General features: G+C 62.7%; 17 protein-coding genes and 3 pseudogenes. 10 read left to right on the top strand and 10 right to left on the bottom strand.

The window, feature by feature from the left end; all coding sequences use genetic code 11:
* Nucleotides 1–38 precede the first annotated feature (38 nt).
* From ACFXS9_RS37995 to ACFXS9_RS37985, 3 genes are all read right to left on the bottom strand, one after another.
* Nucleotides 39–911 (bottom strand): SDR family oxidoreductase, encoded by an 873-nt coding sequence (locus ACFXS9_RS37995; RefSeq protein WP_392698367.1) that lies wholly within the window; start codon nt 909–911, stop codon nt 39–41.
* Between the two features lie 609 nt (nt 912–1520).
* Nucleotides 1521–1982 (bottom strand): GFA family protein, encoded by a 462-nt coding sequence (locus tag ACFXS9_RS37990; protein ID WP_392698365.1) that lies wholly within the window; start codon nt 1980–1982, stop codon nt 1521–1523.
* A 41-nt stretch (nt 1983–2023) separates the two neighbouring features.
* Entirely contained in the window at nt 2024–3451 is a 1428-nt protein-coding gene (locus tag ACFXS9_RS37985; RefSeq protein ID WP_392698363.1) for a coniferyl aldehyde dehydrogenase, read from the bottom strand.
* Nucleotides 3452–3548: 97 nt separating this feature from the next.
* Here ACFXS9_RS37985 and ACFXS9_RS37980 point away from each other — a divergent pair, with 97 nt between their 5' ends.
* Nucleotides 3549–4160 (top strand): TetR/AcrR family transcriptional regulator, encoded by a 612-nt coding sequence (locus ACFXS9_RS37980; RefSeq protein ID WP_392698361.1) that lies wholly within the window; start codon nt 3549–3551, stop codon nt 4158–4160.
* 152 nt (nt 4161–4312) lie between these two features.
* Here ACFXS9_RS37980 and ACFXS9_RS37975 read toward each other — a convergent pair.
* The 3 pseudogenes from ACFXS9_RS37975 to ACFXS9_RS37965 all read right to left on the bottom strand — a co-directional run.
* Nucleotides 4313–7469, bottom strand: a pseudogene (locus ACFXS9_RS37975) (multidrug efflux RND transporter permease subunit).
* 9 nt (nt 7470–7478) lie between these two features.
* A pseudogene (locus ACFXS9_RS37970) lies at nt 7479–8686 on the bottom strand (efflux RND transporter periplasmic adaptor subunit).
* Nucleotides 8687–9005: 319 nt separating this feature from the next.
* Nucleotides 9006–9164, bottom strand: a pseudogene (locus ACFXS9_RS37965) (class I SAM-dependent methyltransferase); the annotation flags it as partial.
* Nucleotides 9165–9653: 489 nt separating this feature from the next.
* Here ACFXS9_RS37965 and ACFXS9_RS37960 point away from each other — a divergent pair.
* The 3 genes from ACFXS9_RS37960 (at nt 9654) to ACFXS9_RS37950 (ending at nt 12266) form a co-directional block, all read left to right on the top strand.
* A complete protein-coding gene (locus ACFXS9_RS37960; protein ID WP_392698359.1) occupies nt 9654–10649 on the top strand; it encodes a flagellar motor protein MotA in 996 nt (331 codons plus the stop codon).
* 145 nt (nt 10650–10794) lie between these two features.
* Entirely contained in the window at nt 10795–11820 is a 1026-nt protein-coding gene (locus tag ACFXS9_RS37955; RefSeq protein ID WP_334372711.1) for a peptidoglycan -binding protein, read from the top strand.
* Complete coding sequence (locus tag ACFXS9_RS37950; protein WP_392698357.1) at nt 11820–12266, top strand: GNAT family N-acetyltransferase; 447 nt, start codon at nt 11820–11822, stop codon at nt 12264–12266. The genes ACFXS9_RS37955 and ACFXS9_RS37950 overlap by 1 nt, the downstream gene beginning before the upstream one ends.
* 21 nt (nt 12267–12287) lie before the next feature.
* Here the strand turns inward: ACFXS9_RS37950 and ACFXS9_RS37945 are convergent, their stop codons facing one another.
* A complete protein-coding gene (locus tag ACFXS9_RS37945) occupies nt 12288–14141 on the bottom strand; it encodes an ABC transporter ATP-binding protein/permease (RefSeq protein WP_392698355.1) in 1854 nt (617 codons plus the stop codon).
* A 186-nt stretch (nt 14142–14327) separates the two neighbouring features.
* Here ACFXS9_RS37945 and rpmE point away from each other — a divergent pair, with 186 nt between their 5' ends.
* Nucleotides 14328–14555: a 50S ribosomal protein L31 gene (rpmE, locus tag ACFXS9_RS37940; protein ID WP_057833964.1), complete on the top strand. Its 228-nt coding sequence runs from the start codon at nt 14328–14330 to the stop codon at nt 14553–14555.
* Between the two features lie 217 nt (nt 14556–14772).
* On the opposite strand, the gene ACFXS9_RS37935 is transcribed toward rpmE, so the two are convergent.
* Nucleotides 14773–15285, bottom strand: coding sequence for a DUF1465 family protein (locus ACFXS9_RS37935; protein WP_392698353.1), 513 nt, complete (start codon nt 15283–15285; stop codon nt 14773–14775).
* 519 nt (nt 15286–15804) lie between these two features.
* Entirely contained in the window at nt 15805–15996 is a 192-nt protein-coding gene (locus ACFXS9_RS37930; protein ID WP_392698351.1) for a DUF1192 domain-containing protein, read from the bottom strand.
* Nucleotides 15997–16115: 119 nt separating this feature from the next.
* On the opposite strand from ACFXS9_RS37930, the gene ACFXS9_RS37925 reads away from it, so the two are divergent.
* From ACFXS9_RS37925 to ACFXS9_RS37910, 4 genes are all read left to right on the top strand, one after another.
* Nucleotides 16116–17114: an NAD(P)H-quinone oxidoreductase gene (locus ACFXS9_RS37925; RefSeq protein WP_392698349.1), complete on the top strand. Its 999-nt coding sequence runs from the start codon at nt 16116–16118 to the stop codon at nt 17112–17114.
* Nucleotides 17115–17235: 121 nt separating this feature from the next.
* Nucleotides 17236–20112 (top strand): EAL domain-containing protein, encoded by a 2877-nt coding sequence (locus ACFXS9_RS37920; RefSeq protein ID WP_392698348.1) that lies wholly within the window; start codon nt 17236–17238, stop codon nt 20110–20112.
* A gap of 88 nt (nt 20113–20200) precedes the next feature.
* Nucleotides 20201–20482 carry a type II toxin-antitoxin system RelE/ParE family toxin gene (locus ACFXS9_RS37915; RefSeq protein ID WP_392698346.1) on the top strand — a complete coding sequence of 94 codons (282 nt, stop codon included), beginning with the start codon at nt 20201–20203 and terminating at the stop codon, nt 20480–20482.
* Nucleotides 20483–20531: 49 nt separating this feature from the next.
* Nucleotides 20532–20834 carry a HigA family addiction module antitoxin gene (locus ACFXS9_RS37910; RefSeq protein WP_213286917.1) on the top strand — a complete coding sequence of 101 codons (303 nt, stop codon included), beginning with the start codon at nt 20532–20534 and terminating at the stop codon, nt 20832–20834.
* Nucleotides 20835–20967: 133 nt separating this feature from the next.
* Here ACFXS9_RS37910 and ACFXS9_RS37905 read toward each other — a convergent pair whose 3' ends face one another.
* Nucleotides 20968–21252, bottom strand: a complete 285-nt coding sequence (locus tag ACFXS9_RS37905; RefSeq protein WP_392698344.1) for a hypothetical protein — start codon at nt 21250–21252, stop codon at nt 20968–20970.
* Between the two features lie 133 nt (nt 21253–21385).
* Between ACFXS9_RS37905 and ACFXS9_RS37900 the strand changes: the two genes are divergently transcribed.
* Nucleotides 21386–22912, top strand: a complete 1527-nt coding sequence (locus tag ACFXS9_RS37900; RefSeq protein WP_392698343.1) for a diguanylate cyclase — start codon at nt 21386–21388, stop codon at nt 22910–22912.
* Nucleotides 22913–22997 lie beyond the last annotated feature (85 nt).

Genomic DNA, 22997 nt, shown 5'->3' with positions numbered 1-22997 from the left:
TCCCTGATTGATGGCGCGCTTTGCGTCCAGTTCGACCGCTAACCACGCTTTGCCTTGTCCTTCTCGTTCTGAGCCATGATGGCGTCGCGCGCTGCGGCCCAGTCTGAATCCTTCCAGTCGCGCACTTCGTAGAAGTTGCCGCCCATCGCCAGCGCCTGGGCACCGTCCATCACGATGGTCTCGCCGTTGATCCAGTCGCAGCCGCCGGAGATCAGGAACGTCGCGAGATTTTGCAACTCGCTCATTTCTCCAAGGCGGCCCATCGGATTCGCAGCGACGGTCCTCGCACCGGCCTCGTCGCCGGGCTTGATACGCTTGCTCATGCCTTCGGTCGGAATTTCTCCCGGCGCAATGGTGTTCAGGCGGATGCCGTAGCGACCCCATTCCGTGGCCAGCGACATGGTCATGGCGTGAATCGCGGATTTGCTCATTGCGGACGGCACCACGTACGGGCTGCCATTGCGTACCCATGTCACGGTAATGGAGACAACGTTGCCGCGATGTCCGCCGGCAATCCAGCGTTTGCCGACAGCGTTGGTCACGTAGAACGTGCCGTGCATCACGATATTGGCGATGGCATCGAACCCGCGCGGCGTGAGATCCTGCGTGCGGGAAATGAAATTGCCCGCGGCGTTGTTGATGAGATCGGTGAGGGGACTGTCCTTGAAGGCGGACTCGACCATGGCGTCGACCGCCGCGGCGTCGCGGATGTCCACGCCGTGGGCGGTGACCTTGCCGCCATGAAGTCTCATCAACTCGGCGGCGGTCTCCTCGCAAACGCCTTTGCGGCGTCCGCAAATGTGAATCTCTGCGCCGAGGCTGAGAAACTTCGCTGCCATGGCCTTGCCGAGCCCGGTGCCACCGCCAGTCACCAGGATATTGCGGCCTGTGAGAAGCCCCTCGTTGAACATGATGCAATCCTCCGTCGCGCCGATTTCGTTGCTTAGGTGGTTGACGTCAGAACTCAGTTGCGGAGCTTGGCGAAGCCGAGTTCGAGCGGACCCAACAATTCGGGATAGCCAAACTCCATAGGGCCTCCATTTATGCAACCAGTTGCAAAACAAGGTAGCCCGGAATTTTCCCTTTTGCAACGAGTTGCATAAAATAATTGGACCCTAACCATGCTCAGTCCGCCTCAGTGCGACGGCGACAGGTGCTTCTGGATGGAAGTTGGTGGCGATGCTGGCCGCGAGTCCCGAAGTCATTCTTGAGTACAGGCGGCGGTATCAGTCGGTTCCGAGTATCATCGCTTCATCAATGGCCGACCGTGCGATCAAGCATCCTGCAAATCTCATTGGAACGATCAGCCTTACGCGAGCGTCCAAACCAATACGACCGTGCATCGTATCCCTGCGAAGTCGTCGGAGGCCCGAAAGGCGAACTGTTCGCCATCGATTTCTTACGAGTCTGGAACGTATAAGGAGGCTGGGGACCATGCCCTCTCTTAGCCCGGGCATGGCCCCGCGCTAGCCCAAGGAAGTAATCGGTTCAAGTTTCGCCAAATAGATCGACTCGCCATTTCACACGCCACTCATGATCATTTTCCCGACCGCCAGCTCGCTCGCGAAATAGCCGCTGTATTTGGGCAAGCTATCGGGCATGTCCAGCACACGACGGTGATAGAATATATCCATCCGAACCGGCGGCAGCCGGGCCTCGGGCTCGAAATTGCTGGCCGGGATGAACATCACCTTGAACGGCCCGACGCCCGCAACCTCCACAACGGGCTTGCCGCAACTCCGGCAGGTCCCGCGATTGAAGTTCGGAGGTGGGCGGTGTTTCCTGAATGAGATATTGCCGGCGTTGTTCAGCAGGACATCCTTGGCGCGAACGGCGACCACATCCGCGAACGGTTTGTCGTTGAACGCCTGGCAGATCAGACAGTGGCACCGGAACCTGGCTTTCGGCGACGTATGCACCTCGAACGAGCAGGCGCCGCATTCGCAGGAGCCGCGTAGCGGCAACGATGTGTCGGTGGTCATGTGCTGATACTCCTGAGCTTGATTTGATGACGGCATGCTGGTCACCGGAGCATCATGTTGAGGATGGTATCAATCGGCTGTCTGAAGGGCGCGCGCAGAAGATTGGAGAGGTTCCAGCGACCCTGCTCATAGATCCCCTTGGCATGGCTGAGGGTACGGAAGCCCTCGATGCCATGGTAGGCGCCCATGCCGCTGGGCCCGACGCCGCCGAAGGGCAAGTCATCCTGGGCGATGTGCATGATCGTCCCATTGATAGTGACGTTGCCTGAGGTTGTTCGGCTCAGTACCCTGCGTCGGTCTTCATCATCGGCACCGAAATAGTAGAGCGCGAGCGGCCGAGGCCGGGCGTTCACATAGGCAATCGCATCGCCAATGTCGCGGTAGGGAAAGATCGGCAGGACCGGACCGAAGATCTCCTCGTGAGCGATGCGCATGTCGTCCGTGACGCCGAGGACGACGGTCGGCGCCAGCGTGTTGGGGCGCAGAGACGCCTCACCGGGCCGATTGCCGACCTCGATGATCCGCGCTCCTTTGGAGCGAGCATCGTCGATCAGGCTCTGAAGCCGGGCATGGTGCCGCTCGTTTATGATTGAGGTGTAGTGTTCACTCGTCGGACCGTCCGCATAGAAGGAGGCCACCTTCCGGTCATACGCCTTCACGAACGAGTCAATGTCGCTTTCGTGAACGAGTGCGTAGTCCGGGGCGATGCAGGTCTGGCCGGCGCTGAGCAGCTTTCCGTAGACAATTGACGCCGCCGCTTGGTCGAGGGCGTGGCCCTTGGCAACGATGCTCGGTGACTTGCCCCCGAGTTCGAGGGTAACCGGAACGAGGTTGTCGCTTGCGGCCTTCATCACCGATCGCCCTACTCCAGTGCTCCCGGTGAAGACCAGGTGGTCGAACGGCAAGGCCGAGAAAGCCGCCCCTAGGGCTGCATCGCCGGTCACGATCGCGAACTGGTCCTCGGGGAAGATCTCGCCCAGCATCTTCGCGAGTAGCGAATTCGTGACGGGCGTGATCTCCGACGGCTTCAGCATAACTCGGTTTCCGGCTGCGATGGCCGTGACGACCGGCATCAGCGCGAGGTTCACCGGATAGTTCCAAGGCGACATCACGCCGACGACGCCAAGCGGCTGGTATTCGACGCGGGCCTTGCCGGCCCGCATGTGTAGCGCAACGTGTCGGCGGGTTGGCGCCATGAATTTGCGAAGGTTGCGGATCAGATACTTTGTGCCCTCGGCGACCCCTCCAACCTCCATGATCGCCGTCTCATACCTCGAGCGATGCCCGAAATCGGCATTAATGGCATCTTCGATCGCCTTGCGGTGCCCGATTATCGTGGCCCTGAATTTGGCCAGATCGGCGCGTCGCTGCGCCAGCGAAGGCGCTCCCTCACGCAGGAAGGCAGCACGTTGGCTGGCGAGGAGGCCGGCTAGCCGATCAGCGTCGGTAATTTTTGCGATGGCGTCCATGGTCGACTCCAATGTAGACAGGAGAAACTTACGCCCTTGACATAGGCGCCTAAGTAGCCACTGTCAACAATGTATCCAGAAGAAACTTTGAGGTACCATGCCGGACACACCCAACCGCCCCTATCATCACGGTGATCTCCGTCGTGCGGTTATCGAGACGGCGTTGGATATGCTTCGGGAGGAGAAGGGCTGGCAGTTCACGCTGCGGGAGGTCGCCCGCCGGGCTGGCGTAAGCCACGCGGCACCCTACAAGCACTTTCCGGACAAAGCCGCGCTGCTTGCAGAACTCGCCATGATTGGGTTCGACCGGCTGCGCGAGTCCCTATCGGCAGCGAAGGCTGAAGCGCCCAAATCTCTGCGCGACGAAATTACTACGATAGCTCGTGCCTACGTCGCGTTCGGAACGGACAACCCGGCTCTCTACCGCCTGATGTTTAGCGCGGAGGAAGGGAAAGCGGTGGGAATGCATCTCAATGAGCGGGCGCTGGCGGTATTCGATGTTCTCCTCGAAATCCTCCGGCGCGGCCAGGCTGCGGGGAGCATTCGCGAGCGGCCGATAGAGGGTCAGGCGGCAGCCGGCTGGGGGCTCGTCCACGGCATGACCATGCTTGCGATCGATGGGCTCTTGGTGCCCGAGAAGGTGGGATCGGCCCCCTTGGAGGCGGCCTTGAGTACGCTGGTGGAAGGGCTGGAGAGCCCAGCACCATGACACTAGTTGCGCATGCAATAAAACACTCTGTGCTTCTCCGGCGGCCACGCCGCGTCGGAGAAAACGAATGATAGGGCGATGTCGTAGAAACGCTCGAAGGCGCGATCGCCGATGCCTACCGAGAATTCACCACTGCTAACGAATGACAGCGTCTATGACTTCACCGGCGCCGGCGGGCCAGCCACCTCGGCTCCCGCCACCTCCTCCACCTTCTCCCGGTCCCCCGCCAGCACGCGCTGCACGCTGACGAAGAACACCGGCACCATCAACAGCGCCAGAATCACCACCGCGATCATACCGCCCATCACGCTGGTGCCGAGCGCCTGCTGGCTGGCGCCGCCGGCTCCCGTCGCAATCGCCATCGGCAGCACGCCGCAGACGAAGGCCAAGCCGGTCATCAAAATCGGGCGGAAGCGCAGCGAGCAGGCTTCGACCGTCGCTTCAATCAGCGGCTTGCCCTGCGCGCGCAGATCCTTGGCGAATTCGATGATGAGGATGGCGTCTTTCGCCGCAAGGCCAATGATGGTGATCAGGCCGACGGTGAAGTAGACGTCGTTCGGTAGTCCCCGCATGGTCGCGGCAATCACCGCGCCACAGATACCGAGGGGCACCGTCAGCAAGACCGCAAGCGGAATGGTCCAGCTCTCATAGAGCGCGGCAAGCAGCAGGAACACCACCAGCACCGAGAGGCCGAGCAGGAACGGCGCCTGCGAGCCCGACAGCTTTTCCTGCAGCGACTGGCCGGTCCATTCGAAACCGAAGCCGCGCGGCAGCTTGTTGGCCAGCCGCTCCATCTCGGCGATGGCATCGCCGGAGGTGAAGCCGGGCTTGGCTTCGCCTGAGATGCGCACGGCGGGATAATAGTTGAAGCCCGCGATCTGGGTCGGCCCCTTCGACCACTGGACCGTGGCGAAAGCGGAGAACGGCACCAACTGACCGCGGCTGTTCTTGACGTTGTAATTGAGGATGTCGTCGGCGTTCATGCGGCTGGCGCGGTCGGCCTGCACGATCACGCGCTGCATCCTGCCGCGGTTCGGAAAGTCGTTGATATAGTTCGAGCCGAGATTGGTCGAAATCGTCTGGTTGATGTCCTCGAAGGTGACGCCGAACGCGCCGGCTTTTTCGCGGTCGATCATCAGATTGACTTGCGGCGCCGGCGGCAGGCCCTCGACATAGACCTTCTGCAGGATGGGGCTGGCGTTGGCTTCCGCGATCAGCCGGTCGGATGCGGCAACCAGCGCCGGATAGCCCTTCTGGCCGCGGTCCTGCAGGCGGAACGAGAAGCCGGAGGAATTGCCGAGATTGTCGATCGGCGGCGGCTGCAGCGCCGAGATCCTGGCATCGCGGATCGACGAGAGCTCGCGGTTGACGTCGGCGACGATCGCGGCGGCGGAATCCTTTTGCCCCGTTCCGACCAGTCCTTCAACGTGATGAAGGCCTGCGCGGTGTTCATGCCCTGGCCGAGGAAGCTGAAGCCGGTGAGGAACGTGACGTCCTCGACGCCGGCGCGATTGAGCAGATACTTCTCCACGGCCTGGACCGCCGCTTCGGTGCGGGCGTAGGAGGAGTCGGACGGCGTCTGCACGTCTGTCGTGATGAAGCCCTGGTCGTCGACCGGCAGGAAGCCGCCGGGCAGCCGGACGAAGGCCCAGCCGAGGCCGATGAGCAGCGCGGCGTAGATCAGCATCAAACGCCCGGTACGCTTCAGCGAGCCCTGCACGGTGCGCGAATAGCCGCCACGGCTCGCCTCGAGCACGCGGTTGAACCAGCCGAACACGCCCTTGCGCGCATGGCCGTGGCCGGCCTCGACCGGCTTCAACAGCGTCGCGCACAGCGCCGGCGTCAGCGAAAGCGCCAGCAGCGCGGAGAAGGCGATGGCCGAGATCATGGTGACCGAGAACTGGCGATAGATGATGCCGACCGAACCCGGGAAGAACGCCATCGGCACGAACACGGCCATCAGCACCAGCGTGATGCCGATGATGGCACTGGTGATCTGCGACATCGCCTTGCGGGTCGCTTCCTTCGGCGGCAGGCCCTCTTCCGCCATGATCCGCTCGACGTTCTCGACCACGACGATGGCGTCGTCGACGAGAATGCCGACCGCCAGCACCATGCCGAACATGGTCAGCATGTTGATGGAATAGCCGGCCGCCATCAGCATCGCACAGGTGCCGAGCAGCGCCACCGGCACCACGATGGTCGGAATGATGGTGTAGCGGATGTTCTGCAGGAACAGGAACATCACGATGAAGACCAGCACCACCGCTTCCACCAGCGTCATCAACACCTTGTTGATCGAGGCCTTGACGACGGGCGTGATGTTGTACGGGATTTCGTAACCGATATTGGCCGGAAAGAATTTTGACAATTCCTTCATCTTGGCTTCGACGGCACTGGCGGTGGCAAGCGCGTTGCCGGTCGGCGACAGCAGCACCGAAAGGCCCGCCGTCGGCTTGCCGTTGAGCCGCGTGTTGAACTGGTAGCTCAGGCCGCCAATCTCGATGCGGGCGACGTCACGCAGCCGCACCGTCGATCCATCCGCATTGGCGCGCAGCGTGATGGCGCCGAATTCATCCGGCGATGAGAGCTGACCCTTGACCAGCACCAGCGCCGAAATCCTCTGCTCCGGCGTGCTCGGCTCGGCGCCAACGCTGCCCGAGGCGACCTGGGCGTTCTGCGCCGAGATCGCCTTGTTGACGTCGTCGGCGGTGAGGCCGTAGCCGACCAGCTTGGCCGGATCGACCCAGATCCGCAGCGAACGTTCGGTGGAATAGAGCGTGGCGCGGCCAACGCCTGGAATGCGCCTGATCTCGCCGAGCACGTTGCGGATCATGAAGTCGCCGAGGCCGATTTCGTCGAGCGAGCCGTCGGCCGAATTCAGCGTAATGATCTGCAGCACGGCAGAGGAGGCCTCCTCGACCAGGATGCCCTGCTGGATCACCGCGCGCGGAAGCCGCGCCTCGACGCGCTTGAGTCGGTTCTGCACTTCGACCGATGCCGCACCCGTCTCCGTGCCGGGCACGAAGTTGGCGATGATTTCGACCTGTCCCAGCGAGTCCAGAGGTAGATCTCGAAATTGAGAATGCCGGAGGCGCCGTTGAGCTCCTCCTCGATCAGCCGCGTGACGCTGTTGTAGAGGTTCTCCGGCGACGCGCCGGGATAGCTGGTAGAGATCGAGATCGAGGGCGGTGCGATGATCGGATATTGCGCGACCGCCAGCAACGGGATCGAGATCGCGCCGATCAGGCAGATGAAAAGCGCGACCACCCAGGCGAAGATCGGCCGGTCAATGAAGAAGCTGGGCATGTCCCGGTCTCAGCGGGACGCTTGCGCTGCCGGTGCTGCCGGTATCGAGCCAACCGAGGCATCCGCATCGATCCATGCCTTCGCCTTGACCTTGTCGCCGGCAACAAACTTCTGGAACCCGTCGACGATGACGCGGTCGCCTTCCTTGAGGCCCTCGCTGATCAGCCACACGCCGTCCTGCATCGGGCCGGTGCGGACCGGCTGCGCGTCGCGACGCGGCCGTCGTCCTTGACCACGAAGACCTCGCTGGCGCCGCCGGCATCGCGCTGGATCGCCTGCTGCGGCACGGCCATGGCATCGGAATCGATGCCCTGTTCGATCAGGACGCGGACATACATGCCGGGCAGTAGTTCGCGATTCGGATTCGGAAACTGTCCGCGCAGCGTGACCTGCCCGGTATAGGCGTCGACCTTTGCATCAGAGAACAGAAGCTTGCCGGGAATCGAATAGGCCGGACCATCGTCGAGCACGAGGCGGACCTTGGCCACGTCGGGCGCGATCCGGTCGAGGTCGCCGCTTTCGAGCGCACGGCGCAACTTGTTCATCTCCGCGATCGATTGGGTGAAGTCGGCGTAGATCGGGTCGAGCTGCTGGATCGTGGCGAGGCTGGTGGTCTCGTTCTGCACCACCAGGGCGCCTTCGCTCACCAGCGCGGCGCCGACGACGCCGCTGATTGGCGCACGGATCGTTGCATAGTCGAGATTGAGCTTCGCGCGGGCGACATCGGCCCGGCGGCTGCCAACTTCAGCCTCAGCCTGGCGTTGGGCTGCGATGGCCTTTTCGTTCTCGGCCTCGGGCGCCGCGCGCTGGCTGGTCAGCGTCGCAATGCGCCGGGCGTGCTGGGTGGCGAGATCGAGCGCGGCTTCCGCCTTGTCCAGCGCGGCTTCGCTCGCCTGCAGTTCCACCTCGAAGGGTTTGGGGTCGATCCGGTAGAGCGGATCGCCGGCCTTCACCTCGGTGCCCTGCTGGAACAGGCGCTCGACGACGATGCCCGAAACCCGCGCGCGGACTTCCGAGACCCGAGTGGGTGCGATTCGGCCGGGCAATTCACGAACGATGGCGCGCGGCTGAGATCTGACGGTGAAAGTGCCTACTTCAGGCTCGGGCGGCTTTGCCGCCGCGGTCGCGGCGGTCGGTTCGTTGCAGCCAGCCAAAAGCGGCGCCATCGCAGTCAACATCACAATGATGCATGCCGATTGCGTTCGTAGTCCGGACATTGAAAGCATTGCCCCAGTTCATGTTGGAGGGCGCGAATTGAGCATTCGCGACGTTGTCGTAAGCAGTCTTGAGAACTCACGGTTGATGGAAGATAGGATAGGGGCAGGCTGCTGCGACGCAATACGGATTCGCGGCGGCCCAATGTCACACAACGCTATCACACTGAACTACCGCCGATTTTCCCAGATTCACTTGATTGTGAGACGGTTCCATTGCGTTTGGTCGGAAACAGACGGCCGGGAACCCGCCGTTTCACTGCATACAATTGCAGCAGATGACCGCGCGGGAGGCATCCGGCACGAATCGGTTAATGCCGGGCTAAGCTGCCGCCTTGAGCCGGTAATGGCTGATGCCCCACTCGCTGCCACCGGCGTAACCGAACAGGCCCGCGGTGGCGAGCAGGAACCAGCGCCAGCGCCGCATCCACCGCGCAGTCTCGCCGCCATGGACCTTGCGAAGCACGCGCTCGATTTCGTCGGCGAGCCAGGCATCGCTTTCTGCATTTCCGGTGGCGAGCTTCGTGGCGGTGCGTGAGCAGAGCTGGTGGATGGCGGCCCGGATAATGACGTCGGGCAGCGGCACCTGCTCGGCGGTGCCCATGATCGCGGAGACGAAGCTCATGACCACTCCCTCCCTTTTTGGCACGATCCTCTTCAAAAACCGGTACCCGCTGTGGGCTAACGCGATCCTCCGGGGTCGGATGATGGCGGCAGCGGCCGCGGGAAGAACGGGCTGGTGCGCAACCGGCAGTCGCGACAGCGCCACTGCCGAGCGCTCTGGGCGGGGCTCCTCATGAAAAATCCCGGTTGGACATCGAACCGTTCCAAAATACGCTGATGTCAAAGCCGGGTTTCGGGAAGAGGTTCCACCGTCTGCCCGAAATCGCGGCTTGCCAGCTTTTTTCTCCAGCCCGCTGTGCCATATTGGCGCCAGCGCGGCTTTTCGTAACCGGATGACACCCCGCAGATGCCTTCAGGCCCCTCCTCCCGCTCCGAAATGGAAATCGAACTGAGCAAACTGTCCTCACCACGGATTTTCCTGGTGCGGATGCTCGTGTTCCTGGTGCTCTGCGCGCTGGTCACGGTCGTGCTCTACAAGCAGATCACCGTGGCGTTCTTTGCCAACCCTGGCCTTAACGCTCTGATCGGCGGGGTGCTCCTGATCGGCATCATCCTGTCGTTCCGGCAGGTGATTCGGCTCTATCCGGAGGTGTCCTGGGTCAACAGTTTCCGCATCGCCGATCCGGGGCTCGCAATGGACCGGCGCCCAACCCTGCTGGCGCCGATGGCGGCAATCCTCGGCGGCGAGCGTACCGGGCGAATGACGATATCGCAGCAGACCATGCGGCACTTGCTGGATTCGATTGCGACGCGGCTGGACGAAGCCCGCGATATTTCCCGCTACATGACGGGCTTGCTGGTCTTCCTCGGCCTGCTCGGCACCTTCTGGGGCCTGATCGAAACCGTCGGTTCCGTCGGCAAGGTGATCGACGGCCTGAAAGTCGGCGGCGATGCCGGCTCGCTGTTCGACACCCTCAAAGAGGGGTTGGCCGCGCCGCTCGGCGGCATGGGTATTTCGTTCTCGTCCTCGCTGTTCGGCCTCGCGGGCTCCCTGATCCTGGGCTTTCTCGACCTGCAGTCGAGCCAGGCGCAGAACCGCTTCTATACCGACCTTGAAGACTGGCTCGCCTCCACCGTGCGCGAATATGGCGATGGCAGTTCCGGGATCGGCGGCGAACTGCAGCACGCGATGGAACGTATCCGCGCAGTGGTGGAAGAGAGCGGCGGCAGCCGCAACACCACGGCGGCGATGGCCAATCTGGCCGAGGCGATCCAGGGCCTGGTTGCGCATATGCGTACCGAACAGCAGATGATCCGCGAATGGGCCGACGGTCAGGGCGAACAAAACCGCGAGATCAAGAAGCTCCTGGAGCGGATCGCCAGACAGCCCGAGAAGAGCTGAAGTGAAAAGTTCGTGTTCCGGACGCGGCGCAGCACGCAAGTGATGCGACGCTGAGCCGGGGTCAATGCAAGCACTCTAAGTCCCGGCACTGCGGAGCGGCGTTGCACGCCGCACCGCGTCCGGGACAGGATACCGGAGACAATAAATGGCTCTCGCCCGTGCCCGCCGCAGTGAATCCGGCTTCAACTACTGGCCGGGCTTCGTCGACGCGCTGTCGACGCTGGTGCTGTCGATCGTGTTCCTGCTGTCGGTGTTTTTGGTGGTGCAATTCTTCCTGTCGCAGGAGGTCACCGGCAAGGACAAGGCGCTCGAACAACTCAACGCCAAGATCGCGCAGCTCAACGACCTGCTGTCGCTGGAAAAGCTCGGCAAGATCACGCTCGACGACCAGCTCGCGCAATTGCGCGCCGGCCTCGCCGCCGCGGAAGGCGAACGCGACCGCATCAAGGGGCTTTACGATGGGTTGAGCGGTGCAGGCGACGCCCAGGGCCGCGCTAACGAGCTCAACAAGGCGCTCGAATCCGAAAAGGCCGTGACCTCGCGCGCGCTCGCCCAGATCGAGGTGCTGAACCAGCAGATCAGCGCGCTGCGCCGCCAGCTTGCGGCGCTCGAGGAAGCGCTGGAAGCCTCCGAAAAGCGTGACAAGGAATCCCAGGGACGGATTGCCGATCTCGGCCAGCGCCTGAACGTCGCGCTGGCGCAACGCGTGCAGGAATTGTCGCGCTACCGTTCGGAATTCTTCGGCCGCCTGCGCGCCATTCTGGGCAACCGCCCCGATATCCGCATCGTCGGCGACCGCTTCGTATTCCAGTCGGAAGTGTTCTTCGATACCGGCCAGGCGGTGCTGCTTCCCGAGGGCCGCTCCGAACTCGACAAACTCGCCACCGCGCTGATCGATCTGGACAAGCAGATACCGAGCGAGATCGGCTGGGTGCTGCGTGTCGACGGCCACACCGACATGCGGCCGATCAACTCGCCGCTGTTCAAGTCGAACTGGGAATTGTCGTCGGCGCGCGCCATCTCCGTGGTGCAATATCTGGTTTTCCTCGGCGTTCCCGCGCAACGGCTGGTCGCCGCCGGCTTTGCCGAATTCCAGCCGCTCGATTCAGCGCCCAACGAAGACGCCTACAAGCGCAACCGCCGCATCGAGCTGAAGCTGACGGAACGGTAGTGGCATATCACACTCGCCTCTACCGTGCAGATGATGAAGCAGCGGCAATTGAGCTGTGGCATCGCACTTGGCAAGAGGCGTATCCCGAGATCGACTTCACCTCACGGCTGGAATGGTGGCGCAGTCGCTGGCGCAACGATCTCGTACCGAAAGCCGAGATTGTGGTCGCGGAACAGGAGGCCGGCGCGCTGGTCGGTTTTGTCACTGTCGATCGCGAAGGCTATCTCGACCAGCTTGTGGTTGCGCCAGAGCACTGGGGCTCCGGCGTCGCTCACCGGTTGGTCGAAGAGGCCAAGCGCATCTCTCCGAAGCGAGTCACGCTACTCGTCAACAAGGACAACGCCCGCGCGATCCGCTTCTACGAGCGCAACGGCTTTGTCCATGCCGGCGAGGATGTGAACCCGACCTCGGGCCGGCCGGTGCTGAAGATGGAATGGAAGGCATAACACCCTCACCCCACTGATCGGCTACACGCCCTCGAACTGCAGCCGCGCCAATCGCGCGTACAGCCCGTTCGCCGCGACCAGCTCGGCATGCGTGCCCTGCTCGACGATCCTGCCCTGGTCCATCACCATGATGCGGTCGCAGGAAAGCACGGTGGCGAGGCGATGCGCGATGACGAGCGTGGTGCGGTGGCGCATCAGTTCTTCCAGCGCGGTCTGCACCAGCGTCTCGCTTTCGGCATCGAGCGCTGACGTCGCCTCGTCGAGCAGCAGTAGCGGCGCGTCACGCAGGACCGCACGCGCAATCGCGATGCGCTGGCGCTGGCCGCCGGACAGCGTCACGCCGCGCTCGCCGAGTTGCGCCTCGAAGCCGCCGGGCAGCTTGCGCAGGAATTCGGTGGCGTGCGCGAGATCGGCGGCGCGCTCGACCTCGGCGTCGGTGGCATCGGGCCTGCCGAAGCGGATGTTTTCGCGCGCGGTGGCCGCAAACACCACCGAGTCCTGCGGCACCAGCGCAATCCGCGAGCGCACGTCAAGCGGATCCGCCGATTTGATCGGTACGCCGTCGAGCGAGATCGTGCCCTTGGCCGGATCGTAGAACCGCAGCAGGAGATGAAACAGCGTGCTCTTGCCCGCTCCCGAGGGACCCACGATCGCGACCTTCTCGCCCGCCCTGACCGAGAGCGAAACCTCATCGATCGCGAGCACATCCGGCCGCGCCGGATAGGCAAAGCTGACGTTCTCGAACCCGACGTCGCCACGCGCAGGCTGCGGCAGCGCGACGGGCTGCGGCGGGGCCGTGATCTGCGACTTGACCCGAAGAATCTCGAACAGCCGCTCGGCGGCGCCGGAGGCGGCCGAGACTTCGCCCCAGACCTCGCTAAGCTGTCCGAGACCGGCGGCGGCGAACGCCGCATACAGCACGAACTGACCGAGCCGGCCCGGCGTGATCTGGCCGGTCAGCACGTCGTGCGAGCCGACCCAGAGAATCGCCACCACACTGGAGAACACGATGAAGATAATGATCAGCGTCAGCACCGCGCGCGCCCGCGTCGAGCTGCGCGCCGCCTCATAGGCCTGTTCGACATCGCCGCCGAAGCGGGCGGTGGCCATCCGCTCGCTGGTATAGGCCTGCACGGTCCTGATCGCGCCGACCAGCTCGGAAGCGTACGCGCTGGCGTCCGCCAGCGTATCCTGCGCGTTGCGCGACAGCCGCCGCACCCAGCGCCCGAAGGCGACCAGCGGGATCACGATCACGGGAATCGCCAGCAGCACGAAGCCTGAAAGCTTGGGGCTCGTGATCACCATCATGGTGGCGGCGCCGATGAACAGCATCATGTTGCGCAGCGCGATGGATACCGAGGCGCCGACCGCAGACTTGATCTGGGTGGTGTCGGCCGTCAGCCGCGACACCAACTCGCCCGAACGCGCGGAATCGAAAAATGCGGGCGAGAGTGAGATCAGATGCGCGAACACGTCGCGCCTGACGTCGGCAACGATGCGCTCGCCGATCGTCATGACGAGGTAGTAACGCGACGCGCTGGCGGCGGCGAGCACCGCGACGACCGCGATCATGACGCTGAAATAGCTGTTGATCAGGGCGATGCCTTCGGGACTGAAGCCGAAATCGATCATGCGCCGGATCGCGATCGGCACGATCAGCGTGGTGATCGCCGCGACCGTCAACGAAATCAATGCGAGCGCCGCGCGCCCGCGGTAGCGCGCAACATAGGGCGCGAGCGCCAGCAGCGGGCGCAGCCGGACGCCGGTCCTGGCCGGCGATTGCGTCAACTGGCTCTCGATGAAGGCCTCTTCCTCGAGCAGGGCGTCACGCGGCGGCGTGCCGCGGGGGGCTTCAATCTGTTCCACTGCGCTCATGAAATCCGACCCGTTTCTCTGCCCCCAGATAGGCCTCCACGGCCCCCTCTGGCAAATCCGGGAGATTCCCAATCAGGACATAGACATATACGTAGCTTGTTTTGACAGGCTTCCTGAGCTATAGAGCCGCCAAATCCCGTATCCCCTGACAGTTGAGACGGGCGCCGGCGCGCCGAAGGATATGCCATGAAAGCCGAAATTCATCCGAATTATCATACGATTACGGTCGTGATGACCGACGGGACAGAATACCAGACCCGCTCCACCTGGGGCAAGGAAGGCGACAAGCTGAACCTCGATATCGATCCCAAGTCGCACCCGGCCTGGACCGGCGGCTCGCAGCAGATCCTCGACCGCGGCGGCCGAGTGTCGCGCTTCCAGAAGAAGTTTTCGGGCTTCCTCAAGAAGGATTGAGGGTCTTCGGGCCCTTCCGTACCCATCAGAAGTGCAAAAACGCCCTGGCAAGCCGGGGCGTTTTTGTTTGGCGCGATCCTATCCCCGTCATTGCGAACGCAGCGAAGCAATCCACGCCTCCACTTGCGGAGCTATGGATTGCTTCGCGGAGCCTGTCATCGGGCGCGCATTCGCGCGACCCGTTGGCTCGCAATGACGGCGGAGAGAGTGTGCGGACCTACTGCTCGAACGCCGCTTTCAACCTGTTGAGCTGCGGCACCAGCGGATTGCCGATCGGCGCGCGTTCCGCGGGCGCCGCGTGGATCGAGATGTCGAGGCGACGGACCCGCGTCTGCAGGCTCATCGATCGCGCAATCAGATCCTGCAATTGCTGCGGGAGCTTCTCGATCATGTCCTCCGGCCCGGGATCGGCGGCCGTGAGCTTGACCTTGGTCTTTTCCCGATTGGCCTGGGTCAGCGTCATCTCGCCTTCCTTGACCGCGCGATGCAGCAACAGCCATGACGCAAGCTGCATCAGGCGGGTGGTCAGGCGCATGCTTTCGGTTGCGTAAGTAAGGCTGACAGAACGTTCGAGCGCCTTGGCGTCGGTGCGGCCGTCGCCATCGAGATAGGCGGCGGTTTCCTCGACCAGATCCATGCCTTCCCGGAAGAGAGTTCCGAACGCCGCCGAATTAGTCAGCCGCTCGCTGAACAGAACGAGCGCGGGTTCGCTTTGCGAACGGTCCGCCATGGTTAACGCCCTCACGCCACTATTTGCCCCAACCGGCTGTGAACCACCGGCTTATGATGAACAAATCATTGCTCGGGCGAAGTCGAGAGTCCAGCGGCAACCGGATTTATGGTTTCCAGCTCGTGGGGGCACAAAATAGCCGTGGAGAGCACAAAAAAGAGCCGCCGTTTCCGGCGGCTTTTGAAGTTGATAACAGGGAGGCGTCAAACAGAGTGGACAGGAGCCACTCGGTGTCCAAACGAGGACGATGACAGTCATAATCGAGAAAGCTTAACGGACCGTAAACGAACGATTTTCTTTAGGGATTGTTTGCCATGTCGGCCATTGGCCGAGTTTGATGTTGACTCAAATTCCTTGTCGTTCCTGCGAACGCAGGAACCCATAACCACCGGCGGCAATAATGAAGGGATAATCGGCCAACGGCCTGCCACAAGATAGGCCGCGGCGTATGGGTCCCGGATCGCGTTCGCTGCGCTCACTTGTCCGGGACGACGGCGAGAGGAGGTCGCGGCTTGAATTCTACGTCTTGAAAAAACTGTTCGCGGCATCCTTCGACGCGCGCTTTTTGGTGACTGCCTCTTGCAGCCGCGCGATCTCAGAATTCAAGAGCTCAATCCGCTCCGTCAGTTCCTCGACCGACAGCAGCGACAGGTCCTGACCGATCTCGTGGGTAATCTTCTTCCGCGGCTTGTCGTCGTCTTCGATCGCCATGCGTTTCCTCCTTCCGCCGGTTCGTAACGGCTTGCTGATCCCTCAAGCGGTTGCCAGCCGCAGCCGGGCTGGCTAATCAGGGGCCGCCTTCAATTCTCAGCCTTTCACAAGGACAAATCATGTCAAAGCTGCCCGCGCAAATGACCGTCATCGGCATCAGCAAGCCAGGCGGCCCCGAAGTGCTGTTGCCCGAAACCCGCAGCGTTCCAGCGCCCGGCCCAGGCGAAATCCTGGTCAAGGTGATGGCCGCCGGTGTCAACCGCCCCGACGTCGCGCAGCGTTCCGGCGCTTACCCGCCGCCGCCCGGCGCCAGCGACCTGCCCGGCCTTGAAATCGCGGGCGAAGTGGTGGCGCTCGGCGAAGGCGCCAAAAAGCACAAGCTCGGCGACAAGGTGATGTCGCTGGTCGCGGGCGGTGGTTACGCCCAGTATTGCATTGCGCAAGACGCGCAGGCGATGGCGGTGCCGCCGTCGCTGTCGATCCAGGAAGCCGGCGCGATCCCGGAAACGCTGATGACCGTCTGGCACAATGTGTTCGAGCGCGGCGCGCTCAAGCCCGGCGAAACGCTTCTGATCCACGGCGGCTCGTCCGGCATCGGCACCATGGCGATCCAGCTTGCGAAAGCGTTCGGCTCCAAGGTGATCGTGACCGTCGGCTCTCAGGACAAGATCGACGCCTGCCTCAAGCTCGGCGCCGACCGCGCGATCAATTACAAGACCGAAGATTTCGTCGCCGTGGTCAAGGCGGAGACCAACAATGTCGGCGCCAACCTGATCCTCGACATGGTCGCCGGCGACTATGTCGATCGCAACTATGACGCTGCTGCGGTCGACGGCCGTATCGTGCAGATCGCGACGCTCAACGGCCCCAAGGTTACCGTCAACATTGCCAAGGTGATGGTGAAACGACTGACCCATACCGGCTCCACACTGCGCCCCCGTACTAATGCGGATAAGGCAGCGATGGTCGCCGCGATCGAGGCCAAGGTGATGCCGCTATTGCGCGAGGGACGTGTAAAACCGCTGATGGACAGCTCATTCCCGCTGGAAAAAGCGGCCGACGCGCACCGGCGGATGGAGACCTCCGCACATATTGGCAAAATTGTGTTGGCGGTCTAACCGATCGCAAGCGAAGCGCGGGTGGAAACCCTTTGATTTGCTTCGCTTTCATGTCATTTATCGCGGCAACGCCGACCCCGTTCGCTGGGCCGGGAGAATCGTTGGTCGCGGAGTACTGACATTGCGTCTGATCAGGTGCCTTGCGCTAGTCGCGCTGGGCCTCATGATTGTTATGGCCGCGCCTGCGGCGCATGCCATCGACGCGGTCAGCGTCCGCAGCGACGCGCCTGCCATCGATCTCACCGCAGTGCTCGACCATCAGCGCAGCGAAACCGATCGTATCCAGGTTTCGACGGCGCCGGGAACCGATGGCATCGTCCGCCGTATCGAAGTGCGCGCCCGCGAGGGCGGACAAAACTGGGTGGTGTTCGCGCTTGCCAACAATACCGACGACCAGCTCGATCGTCTGATCGTCGCGCCGCACTATCGTATCGTGTCATCGGGTCTGTTGTGGCCCGACCTCGGCCTGTCGCGCATCGCGACCATTACGCCGTCGACCGGCGACCGCCCCGAACGGCAGGAGAGCGCGACCGCCGACATCTTCCGCATCACGCTCGACCCCGGCGCCGTCATCACCTTCGTGGCCGAGCTGCGCACCGACAAGCTGCCGCAGCTCTATCTCTGGGAACCCGACTCCTACAAGGACAAGGTCAACTCGTTCACGCTCTACCAAGGCATCGTGATCGGCATTTCCGGCCTGCTGGCGCTGGTGCTGACGATCCTGTTCGTGGTGAAGGGCAGCATCATGTTCCCCGCCGCCGCGGCGCTTGCCTGGGCGGTGCTGGTCTATATCGGCGTCGATTTCGGCTTTTGGGGCAAGGTGCTCGACATGTCGAACAATGCCGAGCGCGTCTGGCGCGCGGCCGGCGAAGCGATCCTCGCGGCGACGCTGCTGGTGTTTCTGTTCGCCTATCTCAACTTAAGCCGCTGGCATGTGCGCTATTCCCACATCACCGTCGGCTGGCTGGCCTTCCTCGGATCGCTGGTAGCGCTGGCGCTGTTCGATCCCGCGGTCGCCTCGGGTATTGCGCGCATCTCGCTGGTCTTGATCGCCTTCGCCGGCTTTGCGCTGATCGTCTATCTCTCGACGCATGGTTTCGACCGCGCGGTGCTGTTGATCCCGACCTGGTTCCTGCTGGTGGTCTGGGTGATCGCCGCCGGCATGACGGTGGCGGGAAGCGTCACCAACGACATCGTAGGTCCGGCGCTGCTTGGCGGCCTCGTGCTGATCGTGATGCTGATCGGATTTACGGTGATGCAGCACGCGTTCGCCGGCGGCGGCGCGACAACCGGCATTGTCTCCGACATCGAGCGCCGCGCGCTGGCGCTGACCGGCTCCGGCGACCTGATCTGGGACTGGGACGTCTCAGCCGACAAGGTATTCACCAGCCCGGAGACCGAAAGCCTGCTCGGGCTGAAGCGCGGCACGCTGGAAGGTCCGGCCGCAAAATGGCTGGAGGTGCTGCACCCGCTCGACCAGGATCGCTTCCGCGCCGCGCTGGACAGCGTGCTCGACCAGCGCCGCGGCCGGCTGGTGCAGGATTTCCGCCTGCGCACGCCTGACGGCCACTTCATGTGGTTCGCGCTGAAGGCGCGCCCGGTGGTCGGCTCCGACGGCGAAGTCTCGCGCGTGGTTGGAACGCTGACCGACGTCACCGAAATCAAGAACGCCGAAGAGCGCATGCTGCACGACTCCGTGCATGACAATCTCACCGGCCTGCCCAACCGCAAACTGTTCATGGATCGCCTGGGCGCGGTGGCGAATTTCGCCAAGAGCATGCCGAACCTGCGGCCGACGCTGATGGTGATCGACCTCGATCGCTTCAAGCAGGTCAACGATTCCGTCGGCATTGCGGTCGGCGACTCCATCCTGCTGACGCTGGCGCGGCGGCTGACGCGCATCCTGAAACCGCAGGATACGCTGGCGCGGCTGGCCGGCGACCAGTTCGGCCTGATCCTGATGTCGGAACAGGACCCGGCGCGCATCACCGCCTTCGCCGAAACCATCCGCAAGACCATCCGCGCCCCGATCGCCTTCAACGACCGCGAGATCTTCCTGACCGCGTCCATCGGGCTCGCGCTGTCGGATCCGCAGACGCAATTGTCCGACGAGATCATCAAGGACGCCGAGCTTGCGATGTATCACTCCAAGCGGATCGGCGGCGACCGCATCGACGTCTACAAGCCGGCGATGCGCGCGCGAAAGACCGACCGCCTGACGCTGGAAAGCGAATTGCGCCGAGCCATCGAGCGGCAGGAAATCACCATTCTCTACCAGCCGATCGTGCGGCTGGAAGATCGCTCGATCGCCGGCTTCGAGGCGCTGGCGCGCTGGGACCATCCCAAGCTCGGCCGGATGTCGCCGTCGGAATTCATCTCGATTGCCGAGGAAATCGGCCTGATCGTCGATCTCGGCATGTTCGTGCTGGACCAGACGGCGCGGCAGCTCTCGGTATGGCAGCGCGCGATGCGCTCGCGCGAACCGATCTTCGCCTCCGTCAACGTTTCCTCGCGGCAGTTGCTGCGCCATGACTTGATCCACGATATCCGCACCGTGCTGTCGCGTTCGTCGGTGGCGCGCGGCACGCTTAAGCTCGAGCTCACCGAGTCGCTCGTGATGGAGAATCCGGAGCATGCCGCGCAGATGCTGGCGCGCATTCGCGAACTCGGCACCGGACTGTCGCTGGACGATTTCGGCACCGGCCATTCCTCGCTGGCGTACCTGCAGCGCTTCCCCTTCGACACCATCAAGATCGACCAGTCCTTCGTGCGCACTACCAGCCGCGGCACGCGGCCGGTAATCCTCAAATCGATCATTGCGCTGGCGCATGACCTCGGCATGGATGTGGTGGCGGAAGGCGCGGAGACAGATTCGGATGCGGTCGAGCTCTATCAGTTGGGCTGCGAATACGCGCAAGGCTTTGCCTTCGGCGAGCCGATGGACGCCGACGCCGCGATGCGGCTATTGACCGAAGAACGACTGGAAGCGGCGAGCTAACCGCTGCGGCACGAGCCCCCTGAGGGGTGTATCGTCGCATGATACAAAGTCCTTGCGTTCTGTATCAATACGTGATACGTAAGGGCTTGTGATCAAGAGCTTCAAGAATGATCTGGCCCGTGCCGCCTTCGAAGGCGAAACGACAAAGGGCTTTCCGGCCGATCTGCTCAAGGTGGCCCGCCGCAAGCTTCAGTACCTGAACGCGGCGATTTCCTTGCAAGACCTTCGTTCCCCTCCAGGAAATCGGCTGGAAGCCCTGAAGGGTCACAGGGACGGACAACACTCGATTCGCGTGAACGATCAGTTCCGCATCTGCTTTGTCTGGACCAAGGACGGACCGAAAGACGTCGAATTCACGGACTACCACTAGCCACACTGAGACTGCCGAAGGGCAGGCCCCAGATTTGGAGAAGTCGCACATGGCAAAGAAACTGGCACCGATGCACCCCGGAGAAGTTCTCCGAGAAGAGTTCTTGAAGCCGCTCGGGCTCTCGCCAGGTGCGCTGGCGAAAGCGTGCGGCGTCCCCCGCACCAGGATCGAGCGCATTGCGAGCGAAAACACCAACATCACGGCGGATACGGCTCTCAGGCTGTCCAAGGCGCTCAATACGTCAGCCCTGCTCTGGCTTAACCTACAGAACGCCTATGACGTGCAGACGGCTGAGCGCGAGCTCGGCAAGCAACTGGAAAAGATCAAGCCGGTGATCGCTGATGCTGCCTGAAGCCGTAATGCCCGCTATTCTTCCACAGATCGGAGATCGAAATCCGCACCGTTAGCAAGGCAGGCGCCCATACGCCGCGGCTTTTCCGTGAAATGATGGAGCCAGTTGCCTTCGCTACAACAACGCCCGGTGGTTATGGGTCCCCGCGTTCGCGGGGACGACGGCGGTCTTGAGGCATTCTCTTGAACTTCACGCTCGTTCCATCCGCCTGCCGCGTTGCGATGTAGCCGGCTTCGAGGCAGGCCTCGCGCTGCGGCATCTTCTCCTGCGGGCTCCGCAACGTCTCCCACCATGACGCACGGTGCGCGGCGCGCGGCAGCGCCGCATCGATGATCTCCTCGATCTCTTCGAAGCTCAGCACGAATTCGGCACGTGTCTGCGCCTTCAGATAGTCCCGCAACGGATCGTAAACGTTCACGCGTGTCCTCTTGAGCGAATTGCACAAAACCGTCGGCGCCGGCAACCGAATGTTAACTGTCTACCATATCGCCGTCGCCGCTTAAGACCGCAACAATTTATCCGGCGCATACCGGAAGGCTTGGAGCGGATGAATGCTATTCGAGCGGCAAAGCAACGTAGCCAGAAAGGGTTGGTTCAGGAAAGACTCCGGCCGCCGCCCCTGGCGATTGTCGGTAAAGCTGCTGATCGCGTCGTCGGTCGCGGCCGTGATCGGCTTCTCCGCGATTTGCACCAGCGTCATGTTCGACATGCGCCGCGGCGAGGAAGAGCTGGCGCGGCAGACGCTGGAAAATCTGGCCTCGAGCATCGACGCCGATATCAGCCGGAATATCGAACTCTACGATCTGTCGCTGCGCAATGTCGCCACCAATCTGGTGATGCCGGAGATCGAAAAGGTCAGCAAGGAGATTCGCCATCTGATTCTGTTCGATCATGCCGCCACCGCCAGGCATTTCGGCGCGATCCAGGTGTTCGACGCGCAGGGCAAGCTGACCATCGATGCGGCAAGCCTCGACCCCGTGCCGGAGGATCGCAGCGATGACGAATACTTCTTCGTCCATCGCGACAAGCCCGACGTGGGCTTGTACATGAGCCGTCCGATGCTGCATCGCAGCGCCTATTCGATCGTGCTCAGCCGACGCATCACCGACGCCGATGGTGGTTTTCTCGGTGTGGTCGTGGGCTCGATCCGCTTCAGCTATTTCCACGATTTGTTCGGGCGGCTGACACTCGATCCCACCGATACGATCACGGTATTGCGCCGTGACCGGACGATCATCATGCGCAAGCCATTCGACCTCGACATCGTCGGCAAAAATCTGGCAGAGCGAAGAAACTGGAATCCGGCAAATCTGACGCAAGGCGGTTCCTACACCGGGGTCGGACCGGTGGACTCGACACCGCGGCTTTACGTTCGAAGCGCCAATACGAGCCTGTTCTTTGTCGTAGTCGGAAAACCGCTGGCGAGCATCCTGAGCCTCTGGCACCGGGAAGTGATCCGGATCGGCGCGGTCATGGTGGCCCTGATCCTGTTCGTGCTCGGCACCACATTGTTCCTCGCGCGCGAGATCGGCCGCCGCGCCGAGGCAGAGGAAAAGCTGGAAGAGCTTGCGACCACCGACGCGCTCACCGGCCTGAAGAACCGGCGCAAATTCGATTCCGAGATCGACCTGGAATGGCGGCGGGCGACGCGCAACCAGACCCCCGTCGCGGTGCTGATGATCGATGCCGATCATTTCAAATCGTACAATGACACGTTTGGACATCAGGCCGGCGACCAGGTGCTGGTCGGCATCGCGATCTGCATTTCGGATTCGGTGGGGCGGGCCGGCGACTGTCCGGCCAGATACGGCGGCGAGGAATTCGCGGTACTTCTGCCTGGCCTCTCGGCGGTGGAAGCGCTCACCGTCGCCGAAACCATCCGCCTCAAAGTCGAACAATGGGCCGAAGACCCCAGCGTGACGACGGTGAGTATCGGCGTGGCGAGTATGACGCCCACGGCAGCGATCGATTGGTCCTATCTGATCGAAGCGGCCGACAAGGCCCTCTATGCGGCCAAGGCCAACGGCCGCAACCAGTCGGTGGTCGCCGCCATCCCGCAGCTTGCGCTGGTGGCTTGAATATCTACGCCAGCACCGTCATTGCGAGCGAAGCGAAGCAATCCATGCACCAGCATATTCGGAACGATGGATTGCTTCGTCGCTA

Origin of the sequence: Bradyrhizobium sp. RDI18, from assembly GCF_043203335.1 — a bacterium.
GTDB classification, from domain to species: Bacteria; Pseudomonadota; Alphaproteobacteria; order Rhizobiales; family Xanthobacteraceae; genus Bradyrhizobium; species Bradyrhizobium retamae.
This window is presented reverse-complemented; position numbering and strand designations above follow the sequence as displayed.